The sequence below is a fragment of the Rubrivivax gelatinosus IL144 genome, assembly GCF_000284255.1.
GTDB lineage: Bacteria > Pseudomonadota > Gammaproteobacteria > Burkholderiales > Burkholderiaceae_C > Rubrivivax > Rubrivivax gelatinosus_A.
Map to the genome: position 1 here is coordinate 1,518,258 of NC_017075.1, position 17,515 is coordinate 1,535,772.

Here is a 17,515-nt window from a genome sequence, read left to right on the forward strand (position 1 = left end):
GGCACCGGCCGCGCCGGCGCCCGCGGGTTTCACTTCATGCAGTTGGCGTAGAAGGCCGGCGTCGCCGGCCAGTCGCTGAACATGCCGCGGATGCCGACCTGGCGCGCGAGCACGTCCAGCACCAGCAGCATGTCGCCTTCGCGGTGGATCGCGCTGTCGAAGGTCTGGTAGTACGAGCCGTTGTTGCCGTCGGCCAGGATGCCCGAGCGCTCCAGCGACCAGCTGATGATGTCCAGCCCGGCGGCCTTCGCGTCCTTGGCGTATTGCGAGGGCACGATGTTGCCGGCGGCGTCGGTGGTGAGCAGCGCGAAGATCGGCGGCGCGACGATGTTGATGCCCTGGGCCTTGTAGCCGGCCAGTTCGGCCGCGTTCGGCAGGTCGGCCGGCGTCGCCGCATCGTCCAGGTAGACCGCCTGCTTGCCGTAGGCGGTGTTCTGCACCCAGTACTGGATGTCGGGCAGGTAGAAGGACTGCGGGAACACACGCGCCGGCGGCACGCGCGCGGCCTTGTATTCGTCGATCAGCTTCTGCGCGTAGGCCTCCTGCGTGAAGCCGTCGAACGGCATCGCCACCGCGGGGTACTTCAGCTCCGGCGTCATCTTCACGCCCAGCTGCTTGAAGAGCTCGATGCTCTCCTTGTGCGTCATCAGCGTGCCGCTGGTCGGGCCCGAATACAGGTCGGTGCGCCAGCCCGGCGTGCCGGCCATGTACTCGGCGACGGTGCGCGCCTTCGGGTTGTAGCCGTCCATCTTGCCGCGCAGGGTCTTGAACTCGGCCAGCGTCAGTTCGCTGGTGCGGCAGCTGGCGCTGGCCGGCGTCAGCAGGTTGCCGGCGGCGTCGAAGGTCGCCGGCGTGAAGGGCTTGACGCACTTGGCCGCCAGCGGCGTGGCCAGGATGTTGGTCGTCGTGTGCAGATCGTCCTGGGCGTGGCGGCAGACGAGCTGCTTGTCCTTGGTGAAGACGACGTCGCACTCGACGATGCCGGCGCCCATGCGCGCCGCGGCGACGTAGCTCTCGCGCGTGTGCTCGGGGAACTGCAGCGACGCGCCGCGGTGGCCGATCGCGAAGTCGTGGCGCGTATAGGCCTTGCGCCCGGCGGCGCAGGCCTGCAGCGCCGTCTTCAGCGGGCTGTCGGCCATGTCGTCGACGAGGAAGAAGGGGCGCGGGCCCAGTTGCACCGTCGGCGGGACGACGGCGGACGGCGCGGCCTGGGCGCCCAGCGTGGTGATGGCCAGCGTGGCAGCGGCCAGCGCTCGGATCGGCGTGTGCATCGGTGTCTCTCCTGTGGTCGTGGTCACCGGCTCGAGGGCCGGCGGGCGCGACGCTAGGGGCCGTGCATGGCGCCGCCGTGACGGCGACAAGTCCTTACCGTCCGCGCAGGAAGAGCGCGTCCAGCTCCTTCATCGTCAGCTGGCGCCAGGTCGGCCGGCCGTGGTTGCAGGTGTCGGCGCGTTCGGTGGCTTCCATCTGGCGCAGCAGCGCGTCCATCTCGGGCAGCGTCAGACGGCGGTTGGCGCGCACCGCGCCGTGGCAGGCCATCGTCGCCAGCAGCTCGTCGCGCGAGCGCTCGACGGTGCGGCTGGCGCCGGTCTGCTCCAGCTCGGCGAGCACCGAGCGTGCGAGTTCGGCGACGTCGGCGTCGGGCAGCGCCGCCGGGCGGCTGCGCACCACCAGCGTCGTCGCCGACAGCGGCGCGACGTCCAGTCCCAGCGCCAGCAGCGCCTCACGTTCGGCTTCGGCGGTGGCGACCTCGGCGGCGGTGGCGGCAAAACTCACCGGCAGCAGCAGCGGCTGTGCCGGCAGCGTCGTCGCCGCCGATGCCGCCTGCTTCAGCCGCTCGTAGACGATGCGTTCGTGCGCGGCGTGCATGTCGACGACGATCAGGCCGTGCGCGTTGCGCGCCAGCACGTAGACGCCGCCGACCTGGCCGATCGCTTCGCCCAGCGGATGTGCGGCGGGGGCGGCTTCGGGCAGCGACGGGGCGGGTTGCGACGCCGGGCGTTCGACCAGCGCCGGCTCGGCGGCCGCCGGCGGCCGCAGCGCGGCCCAGGCCTGCAGCCCGCCGCTGCCGAGCGGCGTCGTGCGCGGGCCCGGGTCGCGCCAGGCGGCGGGCGCCGGTGCATCGCGCGCGACCAGCGGCAGCGGCGGCTGCCAGGCCGGGCGCGGCGACGGGGCGGCGGGCGCGGCCACGGGCGTGGCAACAGGCGCCGGCTCGGCGGCGACCGCCGGTGTCGTTTCGGCCGCCGGCGCCGCGTGGGCGCGCGTGCCGGCCAGCGTGTCGACGACGGCGCGCTGCACCGCCTGGTGCACCGCACGGCCGTCGCGGAAACGCACCTCGATCTTCGTCGGGTGCACGTTGACGTCGACGAGCTCGGGTTCGATCTCCAGGAACAGCGCGTAGGCCGGCTGCTTGCTGCCGTGCAGCTGGTCTTCGTAGGCGGCGCGGATGGCGTGCGAGACCAGGCGGTCGCGCACGTAGCGGCCGTTGACGAACAGGTACTGCAGGTCGGTGCGGCTGCGCGCGGCCTCGGGCTGGCCGGCCCGGCCCGTCAGGCGCAGCGGCCCGGCGGCGGCCTCCAGCGGCCGGCTGGCGGCGACGAACTCGCGGCCCAGCACGTCGGCCAGGCGCTGCTCGGTGCCGGCGGCGCGCCACTGGGCGACCGCACGGCCTTCGTGCCAGACGGCGAAACCGACGTCCGGCCGCGCCAGCGCGTGGCGGCGCACGGCGTCAAGCGCGTGCGCCAGTTCGGTGGCTTCGCTCTTCAGGAACTTGCGCCGCGCCGGCGTCGAGAAGAACAGCTCGTGCACCTCGACCGTCGTGCCCTGGGCGCGCGCCGCGGGCTGCAGCTCGCCGCTGCGTGCGTCCACGCGCCAGCCGTGCGCGGCGTCGGCGTTGCGGCTGGTGATCGCCATCTCGGAGACCGAGGCGATCGCGGCCAGCGCTTCGCCGCGGAAACCCATCGTGCGCACCGACTCCAGTTCGCCCAGCGAGCCGATCTTGCTGGTCGCGTGGCGCTTGAGCGCCAGCGGCAGCTCTTCCATCGGGATGCCGCAGCCGTCGTCCTCGACGACGATGCTGCGCACGCCGCCGGCGGCCAGGCGCACGACGACGGCGCGGGCGCCGGCGTCCAGCGCGTTGTCGACCAGTTCCCGCACCACCGAGGCGGGGCGCTCGACGACTTCGCCGGCGGCGATCTGGCTGACGAGCTCGTCGGGCAGTTCGCGGATCGGGCGGCGTTCGGTCGGGGCGGTCATCCGGCGGGATTGTAGGCAGCGCCCTCCGGCGGCCCGCAGTCGCGGCGCAGCAGCTTGAGCAGCAGCTCGGCGCGCAGCGCGTCGACGCGGCCGCGGGTGGCGAAGACACGCTGCGCATCGCCGTCGCCGCCCTGGGCGACGATCTCGAAGCGGCGTGCGCCGTCGTGGGCGCGCAGCAGCAGCTCGCTGCCGGCCAGCGGCAGCACGAAGAGTTCCTGGACGCTGAGCAGACCGCGGCGCTCGGCGCGCAGCAGGCATTCGGGCGTCAGCTCGAAACGCCAGTCGATCTCGGAGGCGGCGGCCGCGGCGGCTTCGTTGAGCAGCTGCAGCCGGCGGGTCTGGTCGAGGCGGTGCGGATCGGGCACCGGCGCATCGCCGCTGGGGTAGCCGTCGGTGCAGGCGGCGAAGACGACGGCAAAGACCAGGGCGAGCGCGGCGCTCGTCCTGGCCGGAACGGGAAGTCTCATGGTGAGCTGCCGCGCGAGCGGCAGGGCAGGGCGGGAAGGACGGCCCCGCGGGCGCGGGGCGGCGGCGGACGCGGGGTGTCAGCCGCGAGGCGGCCTGAAGCGGCCGGCCTGCGGCGCGTCGGGGCGGCGTGCGCCGGCGGGTGGCGGCACGCGCCGCACGCGGAGGTCCGCCGGCGCCAGGGCCGGCGTGGCGGCGATCAGCACGTCGGCGGCCGGCAGGTCGCCGCCCCAGGCCGACTGGGCCGGGGCGTCGTCGAGGTGGTGGTCCTCGACGCTGCCGTCGTCGCCGGCCCCGGCCGGGACCGCGGCGACGCCGTCGTGCCCGGTGGCGGCGAAGACGTCGCCCTGCGTCGCCGCGCCGGCCCAGGCCAGCGTCAGCACCAGCAGCAGGGCGAGCAGGCGCCGGGCCAGCGGCACGCGTCTCACAGCCATTGCGCCAGCAGCGCGCGCAGCTGCTCGCGCGTGTAGGGCTTGGACAGGTGCGCGTCCATGCCGGCGGCCAGCGACAGCGCCGCGTCCTCGTCGAAGGCGTTGGCCGTCAGCGCGACGATCGGCACGCGCGCCGTGCGCAGCCGGGCTTCGCGTTCGCGGATGCGCTGCGTCGCGGCGTAGCCGTCGAGCACCGGCATCTGGATGTCCATCAGCACCAGGTCGAAGTGCTGGCCGTCGATGCGCGCCAGCGCCTGCTGGCCGTCCTCGGCCTCGACGACGTCCAGGCCGAAGGACTTCAGCATCTCGGCGGCGATCAGCCTGTTCACCGGGTTGTCCTCGACCAGCAGCACGCGCCCCTGCAGCGCCGGCGCGGCGTCCAGCGGCATCAGCCCCGAGTCCAGCGGCGGCGGGGCCATCGGCACCGGGTCGGGCGCCGGCGGCAGCGCCAGCGTGAACATGAAGCGCGAGCCCTGGCGTTCGGCGCTCTCGACCGTGATGCGCCCGCCCATCGCCTCGACGATGCGCTGGCTGATCGACAGCCCCAGCCCGGTGCCGCCGTGGCTGCGGCTGCGGGTCGCGTCGACCTGCGAGAAGGGCTGGAAGAGCTTGGGCACGGCCAGCGGCGGAATGCCGATGCCGGTGTCGACGACCTCGAAGCGCACGCCGCACAGCCCCGGCGGCGCCGGCGCACGCGCCAGCCTCAGGCTGACGCCACCGCGCTCGGTGAACTTGATGCCGTTGCCGATCAGGTTGAGCAGCACCTGCTTGAGCCGCGAGGCGTCGCCGATGACGGCGTCGGGCACCTCGGGCTGGATCTGCAGGTCCACCGTCAGCCGGCGCTGCTCGGCGGTCGAGCGCAGCAGCGCCGCGGCCGAGGCGGCGACGGCGTGCAGCGACATCGGCCCCGGGTCGAGCTTGAGCTTGCCGGACTCGATCGTCGAATGGTCGAGCACGTCGTCGATGATGCACAGCAGCGACTCGCCCGAGGCGACCGCGGTGCGCACCAGCGAGCGCTGGCGCTTGTCCAGCGGCGTCTCGCGCATCAGGTCCAGTGCGCCGAGGATGCCGTTCATCGGCGTGCGCATCTCGTGGCTCATCGTCGCCAGGAACTGCGACTTGGCGATGCTCGCGGCGTCGGCGGCCTGCTTGGCGCGCTGCAGCGAGGCGTTGACGGCCTCGGCCTCCAGGCCGCGGCGCAGCGACTCGGTGATCGTCGTGCGCAGCTCGCGCGCGGCGTTGAGCATCGCCAGCCCGTACAGCGGCGCGATGACGGCCAGCGGGATCGAGCGCACCGGCTCCAGCACCAGGCTGACGACGACGATCGCGCCGACCTGCAGCGCCGTCAGCCAGGCGAAGGAACGCCCGGCCATGGCCATGAACTGCGCCGAGTAGGCGATCGAGCCGCAGACCATCACCAGGTACAGCGTGCGTGCCGTCTCGCCGAGCGCGGGGTAGACGGCGAAGGTGCAGACCGCCCACATCAGCCCGACGGCGATGGCGGTGGCGTCGAGCCAGCGCACGACGCGTGCCATCTCGGCCCCGGTCTCGGGCGGGCGCTCGGCGTGGCGGCGTTCGAGCCAGTGCCGCATCAGCGCCGCGACGCCGCCGACGGCGGCGGCCAGCGCGCCGGCCAGCGGGCGCTGGGCCAGCCAGCCCAGTACGGCCACCAGCAGCATCGCCACCAGCAGCATCCAGACGCTGCGGGTGGCGTTGCGAAGCGCCGTGTGCAGCAGCCTGCGGCGAACGGCGCTGTCGATGTCCGTCGACGGCTGTATTTCGATTCCCATCCGGGAGCGAGCATAACCAGCCGTCGATAATCCCGTGCCATGGAACTCGTGCATTGGTTGATCGACTTCGTTCTCCATGTCGATCTGCATCTGTCGGCGTTCGTCCAGGACTACGGCACCTGGGTCTACGCGCTGCTGTTCGCGGTGATCTTCGTCGAGACCGGCGTCGTGGTGATGCCTTTCCTGCCCGGCGACTCGCTGCTGTTCGTCGTCGGCGCCCTCTGTGGCGTGGGGCTGATGAACCTGCCGCTGTCGATGGCGCTGCTGATCGCCGCGGCGGTGCTGGGCAACCAGTGCAACTACACGATCGGGCGCACGCTCGGGCCGCGTGTGTTCGGCTGGAACCAGTCGAGATTCTTCAATCGCAGTGCTTTCGATCGCACCCACGCGTTTTACGAACGTTACGGCGGATTTACGCTGATCGCCGGGCGCTTCATGCCCTTCGTGCGCACCTTCGCGCCCTTCGTCGCCGGCGTCGCGCAGATGACGCGCAGCAAGTTCACGCTGTTCGACGTCACCGGCGCGGTGCTGTGGATCGGCGGCCTGACGACCGCCGGCTACCTGTTCGGCAACCTGCCCTGGGTCAAGCAGAACCTCAGCACCATCATCTGGTCGATGATCCTGGTGCCCGGGCTGTTCGTGCTCTACGGCGCCTGGAAGGCGCGGGGCGCGGGGCCCGAGGCGGCCTGAATCAGAGCGTGCGCTGCCGCGCCAGCGGCGGGTTCTTCGCGAAGTAGCGGCGTATGCCGGTGGCCAGCGCGTCGACGAGGCGATCGCGGTAGTCGGCCTCGCGCAGCAGGCCTTCTTCCTCGGGGTTCGAGATGAAGGCCGTCTCGACGAGGATCGAAGGGATGTCCGGCGCCTTCAGCACCGCGAAGCCGGCCTGCTCGACGTCGCGCTTGTGCAGCCGGCCGACGCGGTCCAGCCGCGACAGCACTTCGCGGCCGAGCTTCAGGCTGTCCTTGATCTGCGCCGTCGTGCTCATGTCCAGCAGCGCCTGGCGCACCTGGGCGTCGCGCACGTTGGCGACGTTGACGCCGCCGATCTGGTCGGCGGCGTTCTCGCGCTGCGCCATCCAGCGCGCGGCGGCGCTGGACGCGCCCTTGGTCGACAGCGCGAAGACGCTGGCCCCGCGCGCCTCGGGGCGCATGAAGGCGTCGGCGTGGATCGACACGAACAGGTCGGCCTGCACGCGCTGGGCCTTGCGCACGCGCTCGTGCAGCGGCACGAAGAAGTCGGCGTCGCGCGTCATCATCACGCGCATGCCGGGCACGGCGTTGAGCTTCTCGCGCAGCGCCAGGCCGACGGCGAGCACGACGTCCTTCTCGCGCAGCCCGGTCGGGCCGATCGCGCCCGGGTCCTCGCCGCCGTGGCCGGGGTCCAGCGCGACGATGATCAATCGGTCGACGCGGCGGCGCTCGGCGTCGGTCGGCGGCGTCTCCTTCTCGGGCGCCGGGGTCTGCAGCGGCGGCACCGGCACCGTCGGCTTGGGCCGGGTCGGCTGCGGCAGGCCGGGTTTGTCGACGCGTGCGATCAGCTCGCCGAGCGCGTCTTCCACCGCCTTGGCGGCTTCGCGTTCGGCGGCTTCCTTCTCGCGGATCAGCGCCAGCAGCGGGTCGGTCTCGGCCTTGGGGTAGAGGTCGAACACCAGCCGGTGCTGGTAGGCGGCCACCGGCGCCAGCGTGAACTGCTGCGGCACCACCGGCTGCTTCAGGTCGAGCACCAAGCGCACGACACGCGCCTGGAACTGGCCGACGCGCACGCCGGCGATGTACGGGTCGTCGGGGCGGACCTTGCCGACGATGTCGCGCAGCATCGGGCTGAGTTCCAGGCCGTCCAGGTCGATGACCAGGCGGTCGGGGGCCTGGGTGACGAAGTGCCGGGCGACGAGCGCGCCGTCGGACTCGATCGTCATGCGCGTGTAGTCGGCCGCCGGCCAGACACGCACCGCGACGATGCCGGCGCCCCAGGCGATCTGCGGGGCACCCAGCAGCAGCACGAGCTGGCCGGCGCCGGCGAGGAGCTGGCGGCGCTTCATGCCAGCAAGGCGCGGCCGCGCGCGGTGCAGGCCTCGACGGTGACGAGGCGGCGATCGTCGTCCTGCGGCGCGATCGCCAGCCGCAGGTCGGGCGGCGGCAGCACGGCACGCGCCTTCTCGGGCCATTCGGCGATCTTCAGGCCGGGGCGCGCGAAGACGTCGCGGAACCCGGCGTCCTCCCACTCGCGTGGGTCGTCGAAACGGTAGAAGTCGAAGTGCGAGACCGTCAGCCCGTCCGGCAGGACGTAGGGCTCGACGACGGCGTAGGTGGGGCTCTTGATGCGCCCGGCGACGCCGAGCGCGCGCAGCAGGTGGCGCACGAATGTGGTCTTGCCCGCGCCGAGCGGGCCATCGAGTTCGAGGTAGGCGTCGCGGAGTTCGGGCCGGGCGGCGAGCGCGGCGGCCCAGGCGGCACAAGCGGCCTCGTCAGGCCAGGCCACGAGGCGGCTCTCTAGAATCGTCGGATGCGAACCGAACGACACGTCGACGGGCCCTCCGTGCTCGCACGACTGCGGACCTGGGCGCATGAGGTGGGATTCTCCCAGATCGGCGTGGCCGACATCGACCTGGCATCCGCCGAACCGGGCCTGCTGGCCTGGCTGGAGGCCGGTTTCCACGGCTCGATGGCCTACATGGCGGCGCATGGGTTGAAGCGTGCGCGGCCGGCCGAACTGGTGCCGGGCACGGTGCGCGTGATCACCGCGCGCATGGACTACTTGCCGCGCGACCTGGCCGAAGACTGGCGCGATGCCGAACGGCGCCGCCTCGCGACACCCGGCGAGGCCGTGGTCTCGGTCTACGCCCGCGGCCGCGACTATCACAAGGTGCTGCGCACCCGGCTGCAGCGCCTGGCCGACCGGCTGGCGGCCGAGATCGGGCCCTTCGGCCACCGCGTCTTCGTCGATTCGGCGCCGGTGCTGGAGGTCGAGCTCGCCTCGCGCAGCGGCATCGGCTGGCGCGGCAAGCACACGCTGACGCTGTCGCGCGAAGCCGGCTCCACCTTCTTCCTCGGCGAGATCTACGTCGACCTGGCGCTGCCGGTCACCGCGCCCGAGGCGCCGCACTGCGGCAGCTGCACGGCCTGCCTGGACGCCTGCCCGACGCAGGCCATCGTCGCGCCCTACCGCGTCGACGCGCGGCGCTGCATCAGCTATCTGACGATCGAGACCGACGACCCTGTTCCCGTCGAGCTGCGGCCGGCGCTCGGCCTGCGTGTCTACGGCTGCGACGACTGCCAGACGGCCTGCCCGTGGAACAAGTACGCGCGCCGTGCGACCGTGCCCGACTTCGACTGGCGGCCCGAGCTGGCGGCGCCGTCGCTGCTCTCGCTGTGGGCCTGGACCGAGACCGAGTTCCTGAAGCGCACCGAAGGCAGCCCGATCCGCCGCATCGGCTGGCGACGCTGGCGGCGCAACCTGGCGGTGGCCGCCGGCAACAGCCTGCGCGCCGCCGACGACCCGGCGCTGGCCGCGGCACTGGCCGCCGGGCGCGACGCCGCCGGCGAAATCGTCGCCGAGCACGTCGACTGGGCGCTGGCTCAGCGCAGCGCGGCCAGCGCCGCCAGCGCCAGCGGCAGCCCGGCCATCGCGACCAGCGTCGACAGCGTCACCAGGCCGGCGACGTAGCCGCCGTGCCCGCCCATGCGCGTCGCCAGCACGTAGGCGCTGGACGCGGTGGGCAGGGCGGCGAAGGCGACGACGATGGCCTGCTGGCCCGGCGGCAGGTCCAGCGTGATCACCAGCGCCAGCGCCAGCGCCGGCAACGCCAGATGGCGGATCGCCAGCAGCGCCGCGGCCAGCCGGGGCGCTTCGCGCAGGGCGCCGAACTGCAGCCCGGCGCCGACCGCCATCAGCCCGATCGGCACCGCTGCCGAGCCGACGCGGCTCAGCGCGCCGGACAGCAGCTCGGGCAGCCGGAGCCCCAGCAGGTTGAACACCAGCCCCGAGGCCGTCGCCAGGATCAGCGGGTTGCGCACCAGCTCGCGGGCATAACCGTGGCCGCCGTGGCGCGCCAGCGGCCAGACCGCGGCGATGTTGCACAGCGGTACGCACAGCGACACCAGCAGCGCCGTCCAGGCCACGCCGTCGGCGCCGGCGATGCGCGCCGCGACCGCCAGGCCGACGTAGGAGTTGAAGCGGAAGGCCGTCTGCGCGCCCGAGGCGTGCAGCCGCGCGTCGACGCCGGGCGCGTGCGCCAGCGCGTAGGCCAGCACGATGCCGGCGGCGACGACGGCCAGCCCGCTGCCGGCCAGCGGCAGCATCGCACCCAGCGACAGCGGCTCGCGCACGATGCTGCCGAACAGCAGCGCCGGGAACAGCACGTAGTAGACGAGGCGCTCGGCACCGTCCCAGACGCCGCGCCCGAGCGGCGTGTGGCGGCAGATCAGGTAGCCGGCGACGATGAGCAGGAAATCGGGGGCGAGCAGCAGCAGGTCGGGCATCGGAGGCGCAGTGTGCCAGCGCCCCGGTCGGCGGCGGGGCTTGCGGCTGCGTTGTACAACGGGCCGCCTTCCCCGATGGAAACGACGATGATCGATCGACGCCAACTCGTGCTGGCCGCTGCCGCCGGCCTGCTGCTCGCCCGCCCGGCCGTGGCCCAGATGACGATCGCCGGCCAGACTTTTCCGGCGACCATGAAAGTCGGCAACGCCGAGCTGGTGCTCAACGGCGTCGGCACGCGTTCGGTCGCCTGGCTCGACGGCTATGCCGCGGCGCTCTACCTGTCCAAGCGCGCGAACACGCCCGACCAGGTGGTGGCCACGCCCGGCGCCAAGCGGCTGCAGCTGCGCATGCTGCAGACCGCGCCGGCCAAGGAGTTCGTCAAGGCGATCGACAAGGGCTTCCGCCGCAACACGCCGGCGGCGCAGCAGCCCGCGCTGGCGCAGCGCCAGGCCGCGTTAGACGCCCAGGTGATGGCCGCCAAGCAGGTGAAGAAGGGCGATGTCGTGAACCTGGACTACCTGCCCGGGCGGGGCCTGGTGTTCTCGATGAATGGCAAGCCGGGTGGCGCCGACCTGCCGGGCGAGGACCTCTACGCGGCCGTGCTGCGCATCTTTCTCGGCGACCGCCCCGTGGACGAGCGGCTGAAGGCCGGATTGCTCGGACAGCCGAAGAGCTGATCACCCACAATCGGCGGCAGACCCCGTTCCCACCCACCACGAATGGAGACTGCCCGCATGAAGAGACGATCGCTGACCGCGCTGTTCCTCGCCTGCCTGGCCGCACCGCTGGCCGCCTGGGCCCAGGGCTACCCGACCAAGCCGGTGAAGCTGGTCGTGCCCTTCGCGCCGGGCGGCACGACGGACATCATCGCGCGCACCGTGGCTGACAAGATCACGCCGGCGCTGGGCCAGACGATGGTCGTGGAGAACAAGGCCGGCGGCGGCGGCATCGTCGGTGCCAACGACACCGCCAAGACCGCGGCCGACGGTTATTCGCTCGGCGTCGCCACGGTGTCGACGGTGGCCTCCAACCCGGCGATCAACCCGAAGGTGCCGTACAACCCGCTGACCGACTTCACGCCGATCATCAACATCGCCGCCACGCCCAACGTCATCGTCGTGCACCCGAGCTTCCCGGCGCGCGACTACAAGGGCTTCATGGCCGAGCTCAAGAAGAACCCGGGCAAGTACAGCTACGCCAGCTCGGGCACCGGCGGCATCGGCCACCTGCAGACCGAGCTCTTCAAGAGCCTGGCCGGCGTCTTCATCACCCACATCCCGTACCGCGGTGCCGGCCCGGCGCTCAACGACACGGTGGCCGGGCAGGTGCAGATCATGTTCGACAACCTGCCGTCGGCGCTGCCGTTCATCAAGGACGGCCGGCTGATCGCGATCGTCGTCGCCGCGCCGCAGCGCCTGGCGGTGCTGCCCAACGTGCCGACCTTCAAGGAAGTCGGCCTGGAGCCGGTGAACCGCATGGCCTTCTACGGCGTCTACGGGCCCAAGAACCTGCCCAAGGAGGTCGTCGACAAGATCCACGCCGCGGTCAAGACGACGGTCATGCTGCCCGAGGTGAAGAAGCGCATCGAGGACACCGGCTCGCTGATCGTCGCCAACACGCCCAAGGAGTTCGGCGAGCAGATCAAGTCGGAGTACGAGGTCTACAAGAAGGTCGTGCAGACGGCCAAGCTGTCGCTGGAGTGAGCCCGCAGACCGTCGACGCGCCGGCCGCCACCGAGGCCGGCGCCAGCGCCGCCTCGATCGACCGTTTCGTCGACGCGCTGTGGATCGAGGACGGGCTGGCGCCGCTGACGCTGGCCGCCTACCGGCGCGACCTGGAGCTGTACGCCGGCTGGCTGGCGCGCCGCCAGGGCAAGCGCCTGGACGACAGCCGCGAGGCCGATCTGCTGGCCTACATCGCCGAGCGCCACGCGGCGACGCGCGCGACGACGGCCAACCGCCGGCTGACCGTCTTCAAGCGCTACTTCCGCTGGGCGCTGCGCGAGCACCTGGTCGCCGCCGACCCGACGCTGCGCCTGCAGTCGGCGCGCCAGCCGCTGCGTGTGCCCAAGAGCCTCAGCGAACGCCAGGTCGAGTCGCTGCTGGCCGCGCCCGAGACCGACACCGCGCTCGGCCTGCGCGACCGCGCGATGCTGGAGCTGATGTACGCCAGCGGGCTGCGCGTCAGCGAACTCGTCGGCCTGAAGAGCGTGCACCTGGGGCTGGCCGAAGGCGTGCTGCGGGTCGTCGGCAAAGGCTCCAAGGAGCGCATCGTGCCGTTCGGCGAGGAGGCGCACGGCTGGCTGCTGCGCTACCTGGGCGAGGCACGCGCGGCGATCCTCGGCGGCCAGGCCAGCGACGCGCTCTTCGTCACCGCGCGCGGCGGCGCGATGACGCGCCAGGCCTTCTGGCTGCTGGTGAAAAAGTACGCGCGCGACGCCGAGATCCTGGTGCCGCTGTCGCCGCACACGCTGCGCCACGCCTTCGCGACCCATCTGCTGAACCACGGCGCCGACCTGCGTGCGGTGCAGATGCTGCTGGGCCACGCCGACATCGGCACGACGACGATCTACACCCACGTCGCGCGCGAGCGGCTGCGGCTGCTGCATGCCCGCCACCATCCGCGCGGCTGACGCTCAGCCGTCGGTCGGCAGCGGCGCCTGCGGCTTGATCTCTTCCAGGCAGATCATCGAGCGCACGTCGTCGACGCCGGGGATCTGCATCACGCGGTCGGTCAGGAACTGCGACAGCGCCTTCAGGTCGCGTGCGACGACCTTCAGCAGGTAGTCGTAGTCGCCGCTGACGGTGTGGCACTCCAGGATCTGCGGGAAGTCGCGGATGCGGGCCTCGATGTCGCGCACGCGGTCGAAAGCGCCGCCGTGGATGTTCAGGCTCACGAAAGCGGTGACGCCTAAGCCCAGGGCGGCCGGCTCGACACGCGCGCCGTAGCCGCGCAGCACGCCGCGCTCCTCCAGCGCGCGCGTGCGCCGCAGGCACTGCGGCGCCGACAGGTGCACCCGCGCCGCAAGTTCGACGTTGGAGACGCGGCCGTCGCGCTGCAGTTCGGCGACGATCTTGCGGTCGATGGCGTCAAGCTCGTTCACGGCACGTTCCATCCGTCGTTTCGGAGAAAGAATATTGCACCGAAACGGCGGAACCGCGCAGCATCTGGAAAGCACATTTCCTCGCCGCTTGGGCACAGTGTGGGTATGAACGACCGTCTGCACCCCACCGCGACCCGGCTTTCGCCGATCGAACTCGAGGCGCGTTACGGCGCGCACAACTACCACCCGCTGCCGGTCGTGCTGACCCGCGGCGAAGGCGTCTGGCTGCGCGACACCGAAGGGCGGCGCTACCTGGACATGATGAGCGCGTACTCGGCGGTCAGCTTCGGCCACGGCCATCCGGAACTCGTGGCCGCCTTGACCGAGCAGGCCTCGCGGCTGGCGGTGACCTCGCGTGCGTTCCATACCGATCGCCTGGGGCCGTTCCTGGAGCGCCTGTGCACGCTGACCGGCATGGACCGCGCGCTGCCGATGAACAGCGGCGCCGAGGCCGTCGAGACGGCGCTGAAGGCGGCGCGCAAATGGGGCTACAAGGTCAAGCGCATCCCGGACGGCCAGGCGCGCATCGTCGTCGCCGCCGGCAACTTCGCCGGCCGCACGACGACCATCGTCGGCTTCTCTAGCGAAGCCCAGTACCGCGACGGCTTCGGCCCGTTCGCGCCCGGGTTCGACAGCGTGCCATTCGGCGACGTCGCGGCGCTGGAGGCGGCGATCGGCGAGCACACCTGCGCCGTGCTGCTCGAGCCGATCCAGGGCGAAGCCGGCATCGTCGTGCCGCCACCGGGTTATCTGCGCGCCGCGCGCGAGCTCTGCACGCGCCGCAACGTGCTGCTGATCTGCGACGAGATCCAGACCGGGCTCGGCCGCACTGGCCGCCGTCTGGCCGTCGACCATGAAGAGGTCGTGCCGGACGGCCTGACGCTGGGCAAGGCGCTCGGCGGCGGCCTGCTGCCGGTCAGCGCCTTCCTCGCGCGCGAGGACGTGATGGCGCAGTTCACGCCGGGCGACCACGGCAGCACCTTCGGCGGCAACCCGCTGGCAGCGGCGGTCGGCCTGGCGGCGCTGGACCTGCTCGAACGCGAGCAACTGGCCGAGCGCGCGGCGGCAATGGGCGAGCGCCTGATCGGCGCACTGAAGGCGCTGGGCCATCCGGCCGTGGCCGAGGTTCGTGGTCGCGGTCTGCTGGTCGGCGTCGAACTGGCGCCGGACTTCGCGTCGGCGCGTGCTGTCTGCGAGGCGCTGATGGCCGAGGGCGTGCTGACCAAGGACACGCACGGCACGGTCGTGCGCCTGGCGCCGCCGCTGATCGTCGACGCGCCGCAGATCGACTTCGCCGTGGCCGCCTTCGCGCGTGCACTGAAGGCCTGCGGCGGTTGATCCGGGGCGGCCGGCTCGCGGCATCGCGCCGCGAGCCGGCATAAAAAAAGCCGGTCTTGCGACCGGCTTTTTGCTGTCGGTTGGAAACCGATCAGAAGTTGTGGCGCACGCCGACCGCGAAGGAGCTCGGGTCCTTGCCGGTGAAGGCGGTGCCGTAGGCGGCGTTGCTGTCGTTTTCGACGGCCGTGTAGAACGCGTACACCTTGGTGCGCTTCGACAGGTTGTAGTTGTAGCCCACCGTGTATTGCAGCGCGCCGCTCTTGCTCAGGTCGTCCCAGTCGTCGGCCCAGCCGACGTTGACGTGGAACTCGCTGGCGCCCAGCGTGTACATGGCCGAGGCACGCACCGAGTTGCGCTTGCCGAGGTCGACGCTGTCGGCCAGCTGGTAGTAGCCGCCGAAGGTGAAGGCGCCCATTTCGTACAGCGCGCGGATCGCGAACTGCTTGTCGCCCGGGTCGTTCTCGTCGTAGCCGGCGCCCAGGTGCAGCGCACCGGCGTCGTAGTTGACGGCGGCTTGCCACGACTTGGCGGCGTCGTTGCCTTCGCCGGCGGAGGCGGCGAATTCAGCGGTCAGGCCACCGAAGCTCGGGGTCAGGTAGGCGACGGTGTTCTTCGGCGAGCTGGCCGCGACGTACAGCTTGTCTTCCGACGTGCCGGTGTCGTGGTTGTGCATGCTGACGTAGTCAGCCGTGGCGTAGTAGGCCGGGCTGGTGATACGGCCAGCGCGGATCGTGCCGTAGTTGGTCTGCAGGCCGACGTAGGCGTCGCCGGACCAGAAGTCGCCGGTCGTCGTGCCGGTGTCGCTGTTGAAACGGTGCTCGAGCAGGAACAGGGCCTTGATGCCGCCGCCCAGATCTTCCGTGCCCTTGAAGCCCAGACGCGAAGCGTTGTTCTGCAGAACAGTCTTCGTGTCGGTCGAATCGATGTTCTTCTGATATTCGACCGTGGTGTTCAGGCGGCCGTAGATCGTGACATTGCTTTGCGCGAACGCGGCCGTCGAGGCCAGGCACGCGAGAGCGATCAGGGTGCGCTTCATAGTCGTTTCGTCCTTTACGTTAGACCCCAGGAGCTCTTCGTGAAGTCTGTCTCCGGGGTTCGCAGCAAGTCTACGGCCCAGCCTCGGGCAAACCCGGTGCAGCCCTGTCATATGGCGGCCTCATGACAGGGATCTGCGGCTTCCACGCAACAGCTGCACCGTCATGGGGCGGGCACCGGCCGAGGCGACAATGACGCCATGGATCATGACTTTCTCTCGGCTTTCGTCCTGCTTCTGCTCGTTCTGGACCCCTTCGGCAGCCTGCCGATCTTCATCTCCGTGCTGCGCGGCGTCGATCCCGCGCGCCGCCGCCGCGTCGCCATCCGGGAGGCGACGATCGCCTTTCTCGTGCTCGCCGCCTTCATGGTCGGCGGGCAGGCCTTCCTGTCGCTGATGCGGCTGTCCGAGCGCTCGCTGGAGGTCGCCGGCGGCGTCATCCTGCTGATCATCGCGATCCGCATGATCTTCGCGACCGGCGGCGAGGTCTACGCGGCCGACGGGCGCGGCCGCGAGCCCTTCATCTTTCCGCTGGCGGTGCCGCTGCTGGCCGGGCCGTCGGCGATGGCCACCGTGCTGCTGCTGGCCTCGCGCCAGCCCGACAACATGGCGCAGTGGTTCGGTGCCCTGACCGCCGCGATGCTGGTCTCGGGCATCGTGCTGCTGGCCGCCGACCGCATCCGCAACCTGCTGGGCTCGTCGATGGTCGCGGCGATCGAGAAGCTGATGGGTCTGGTGCTGACCGCGGTGGCAATCGAGATGATCCTCGCCGGCCTGAAGCGCTACTTCTTCGACAACTGATCGCCAGGCATGAAAAAGGCCGGCGGCCCCGAAGGGCGGCCGGCCTGTCGCCGAGCAGGCGGCTTCAGCGTCCGCGCAGATGCGCCGGCGCTTCAAGGCGCTTGGCCAGCAGCGACAGCGTCAGCGTCAGCACCAGGTACATCGCGGAGATCGCGAGGTAGGGTTCCCAGTAGCGCGAGTACGCGCCGGCCACCGTGCGCGCCGCCAGGGCGAGCTCCGCGAGGCCGATCGCCGACACCAGCGACGAGTCCTTGATCAGCGTGACGCCTTCGTTCACCAGCGCCGGCACCATGCGCCGGAAGGCCTGCGGCAGGATCACGTAGCGCATCGCCTGCGCATGCGTGAGGCCGACGCTGTAGGCCGCCTGGGTCTGTCCGCGGTGGATCGACAGGATCCCGGCGCGGAAGATCTCGCTGATGTAGGCCCCCGCGTTCAGGCTCAGCGCGACGCAGCCCGACAGGAAGGCGCCGTGCTCCTGGCGGAACATGCGCGCCGTCTCGCCGGAGATCAGCAGGCCATGGTCCGGGTGCACCAGCGCCGGCATCAGCGCGAAGTGCACCAGCAGGATCTGCACGAACAGCGGCGTGCCGCGGAAGAACGTGACGTACGCGAGCGTGATCCCGCGGGCCACGCGCAACAGCATGGCCAGCGGGGGAGACTTCGGTTGGGGTGCGTCGGCCGAACTGCTGACGAGGCCGAACATCACCCCCAGGACCAACCCGGCGCCGATGGCGACCAGCGTCAGCTGGATCGTCATCAGCAGGCCGCTGACGAACAGCGGCCCATAGCCGGCGAGGATCTCCCAACGAAGATCCATCGC

General features: G+C 71.5%; 18 protein-coding genes. 7 read left to right on the forward strand and 11 right to left on the reverse strand.

Features of this window, described 5'->3' with window-relative positions; translation table 11 throughout:
• Window positions 1-29: 29 nt before the first annotated feature.
• The 5 genes from RGE_RS07235 to RGE_RS07255 all read right to left on the reverse strand — a co-directional run bounded on the left by RGE_RS07235 (window position 30) and on the right by RGE_RS07255 (window position 5,941).
• Window positions 30-1,271, reverse strand: coding sequence for a glycerophosphodiester phosphodiesterase family protein (locus RGE_RS07235; protein WP_014427683.1), 1,242 nt, complete (start codon window positions 1,269-1,271; stop codon window positions 30-32).
• Window positions 1,272-1,365: 94 nt separating this feature from the next.
• The gene (gene mutL, locus RGE_RS07240; RefSeq protein ID WP_014427684.1) at window positions 1,366-3,255 is read right to left on the reverse strand and encodes a DNA mismatch repair endonuclease MutL; all 1,890 of its coding nucleotides are present in this window, start codon (window positions 3,253-3,255) and stop codon (window positions 1,366-1,368) included.
• Window positions 3,252-3,722 (reverse strand): hypothetical protein, encoded by a 471-nt coding sequence (locus RGE_RS07245; protein ID WP_014427685.1) that lies wholly within the window; start codon window positions 3,720-3,722, stop codon window positions 3,252-3,254. Before RGE_RS07245 ends, mutL begins: the two co-directional genes overlap by 4 nt.
• A gap of 78 nt (window positions 3,723-3,800) precedes the next feature.
• The gene (locus tag RGE_RS24265) at window positions 3,801-4,154 is read right to left on the reverse strand and encodes a hypothetical protein (RefSeq protein ID WP_158443085.1); all 354 of its coding nucleotides are present in this window, start codon (window positions 4,152-4,154) and stop codon (window positions 3,801-3,803) included.
• Window positions 4,145-5,941, reverse strand: a complete 1,797-nt coding sequence (locus tag RGE_RS07255; protein WP_014427687.1) for an ATP-binding protein — start codon at window positions 5,939-5,941, stop codon at window positions 4,145-4,147. The genes RGE_RS24265 and RGE_RS07255 overlap by 10 nt, the downstream gene beginning before the upstream one ends.
• Before the next feature lie 39 nt (window positions 5,942-5,980).
• Between RGE_RS07255 and RGE_RS07260 the strand changes: the two genes are divergently transcribed.
• Entirely contained in the window at window positions 5,981-6,631 is a 651-nt protein-coding gene (locus tag RGE_RS07260; protein WP_014427688.1) for a DedA family protein, read from the forward strand.
• A 1-nt stretch (window position 6,632) separates the two neighbouring features.
• Here the strand turns inward: RGE_RS07260 and RGE_RS07265 are convergent, their stop codons facing one another.
• Both RGE_RS07265 and tsaE read right to left on the reverse strand, forming a co-directional pair.
• A complete protein-coding gene (locus RGE_RS07265; protein ID WP_014427689.1) occupies window positions 6,633-7,979 on the reverse strand; it encodes an N-acetylmuramoyl-L-alanine amidase in 1,347 nt (448 codons plus the stop codon).
• Window positions 7,976-8,419, reverse strand: a complete 444-nt coding sequence (gene tsaE, locus RGE_RS07270; RefSeq protein WP_014427690.1) for a tRNA (adenosine(37)-N6)-threonylcarbamoyltransferase complex ATPase subunit type 1 TsaE — start codon at window positions 8,417-8,419, stop codon at window positions 7,976-7,978. Before tsaE ends, RGE_RS07265 begins: the two co-directional genes overlap by 4 nt.
• 24 nt (window positions 8,420-8,443) lie before the next feature.
• On the opposite strand from tsaE, the gene queG reads away from it, so the two are divergent.
• On the forward strand, window positions 8,444-9,604 hold the full coding sequence (gene queG, locus RGE_RS07275) for a tRNA epoxyqueuosine(34) reductase QueG (protein ID WP_014427691.1): 1,161 nt from the start codon (window positions 8,444-8,446) through the stop codon (window positions 9,602-9,604).
• On the opposite strand, the gene RGE_RS07280 is transcribed toward queG, so the two are convergent.
• Window positions 9,517-10,419 carry an AEC family transporter gene (locus tag RGE_RS07280; protein ID WP_014427692.1) on the reverse strand — a complete coding sequence of 301 codons (903 nt, stop codon included), beginning with the start codon at window positions 10,417-10,419 and terminating at the stop codon, window positions 9,517-9,519. The genes queG and RGE_RS07280 overlap by 88 nt on opposite strands.
• Window positions 10,420-10,506: 87 nt before the next feature.
• On the opposite strand from RGE_RS07280, the gene RGE_RS07285 reads away from it, so the two are divergent.
• The 3 genes from RGE_RS07285 to xerD are packed head-to-tail and all read left to right on the forward strand — an operon-like array spanning window position 10,507 to window position 13,052.
• Window positions 10,507-11,097, forward strand: coding sequence for a chalcone isomerase family protein (locus RGE_RS07285; RefSeq protein WP_014427693.1), 591 nt, complete (start codon window positions 10,507-10,509; stop codon window positions 11,095-11,097).
• 57 nt (window positions 11,098-11,154) lie between these two features.
• A complete protein-coding gene (locus RGE_RS07290; RefSeq protein WP_014427694.1) occupies window positions 11,155-12,123 on the forward strand; it encodes a tripartite tricarboxylate transporter substrate binding protein BugE in 969 nt (322 codons plus the stop codon).
• On the forward strand, window positions 12,120-13,052 hold the full coding sequence (gene xerD / locus RGE_RS07295; RefSeq protein WP_014427695.1) for a site-specific tyrosine recombinase XerD: 933 nt from the start codon (window positions 12,120-12,122) through the stop codon (window positions 13,050-13,052). The genes RGE_RS07290 and xerD overlap by 4 nt, the downstream gene beginning before the upstream one ends.
• Window positions 13,053-13,055: 3 nt before the next feature.
• Here xerD and RGE_RS07300 read toward each other — a convergent pair whose 3' ends face one another.
• Window positions 13,056-13,523 (reverse strand): Lrp/AsnC family transcriptional regulator, encoded by a 468-nt coding sequence (locus RGE_RS07300; protein WP_043784926.1) that lies wholly within the window; start codon window positions 13,521-13,523, stop codon window positions 13,056-13,058.
• Between the two features lie 105 nt (window positions 13,524-13,628).
• On the opposite strand from RGE_RS07300, the gene rocD reads away from it, so the two are divergent.
• Window positions 13,629-14,861 (forward strand): ornithine--oxo-acid transaminase, encoded by a 1,233-nt coding sequence (gene rocD, locus RGE_RS07305; protein ID WP_014427697.1) that lies wholly within the window; start codon window positions 13,629-13,631, stop codon window positions 14,859-14,861.
• Between the two features lie 91 nt (window positions 14,862-14,952).
• Here the strand turns inward: rocD and RGE_RS07310 are convergent, their stop codons facing one another.
• Window positions 14,953-15,897: a porin gene (locus tag RGE_RS07310; protein ID WP_014427698.1), complete on the reverse strand. Its 945-nt coding sequence runs from the start codon at window positions 15,895-15,897 to the stop codon at window positions 14,953-14,955.
• A 198-nt stretch (window positions 15,898-16,095) separates the two neighbouring features.
• Here RGE_RS07310 and RGE_RS07315 point away from each other — a divergent pair, with 198 nt between their 5' ends.
• Window positions 16,096-16,695, forward strand: a complete 600-nt coding sequence (locus RGE_RS07315; protein WP_014427699.1) for a MarC family protein — start codon at window positions 16,096-16,098, stop codon at window positions 16,693-16,695.
• A gap of 64 nt (window positions 16,696-16,759) precedes the next feature.
• Here the strand turns inward: RGE_RS07315 and RGE_RS07320 are convergent, their stop codons facing one another.
• The gene (locus RGE_RS07320; protein WP_014427700.1) at window positions 16,760-17,512 is read right to left on the reverse strand and encodes an amino acid ABC transporter permease; all 753 of its coding nucleotides are present in this window, start codon (window positions 17,510-17,512) and stop codon (window positions 16,760-16,762) included.
• Window positions 17,513-17,515 lie beyond the last annotated feature (3 nt).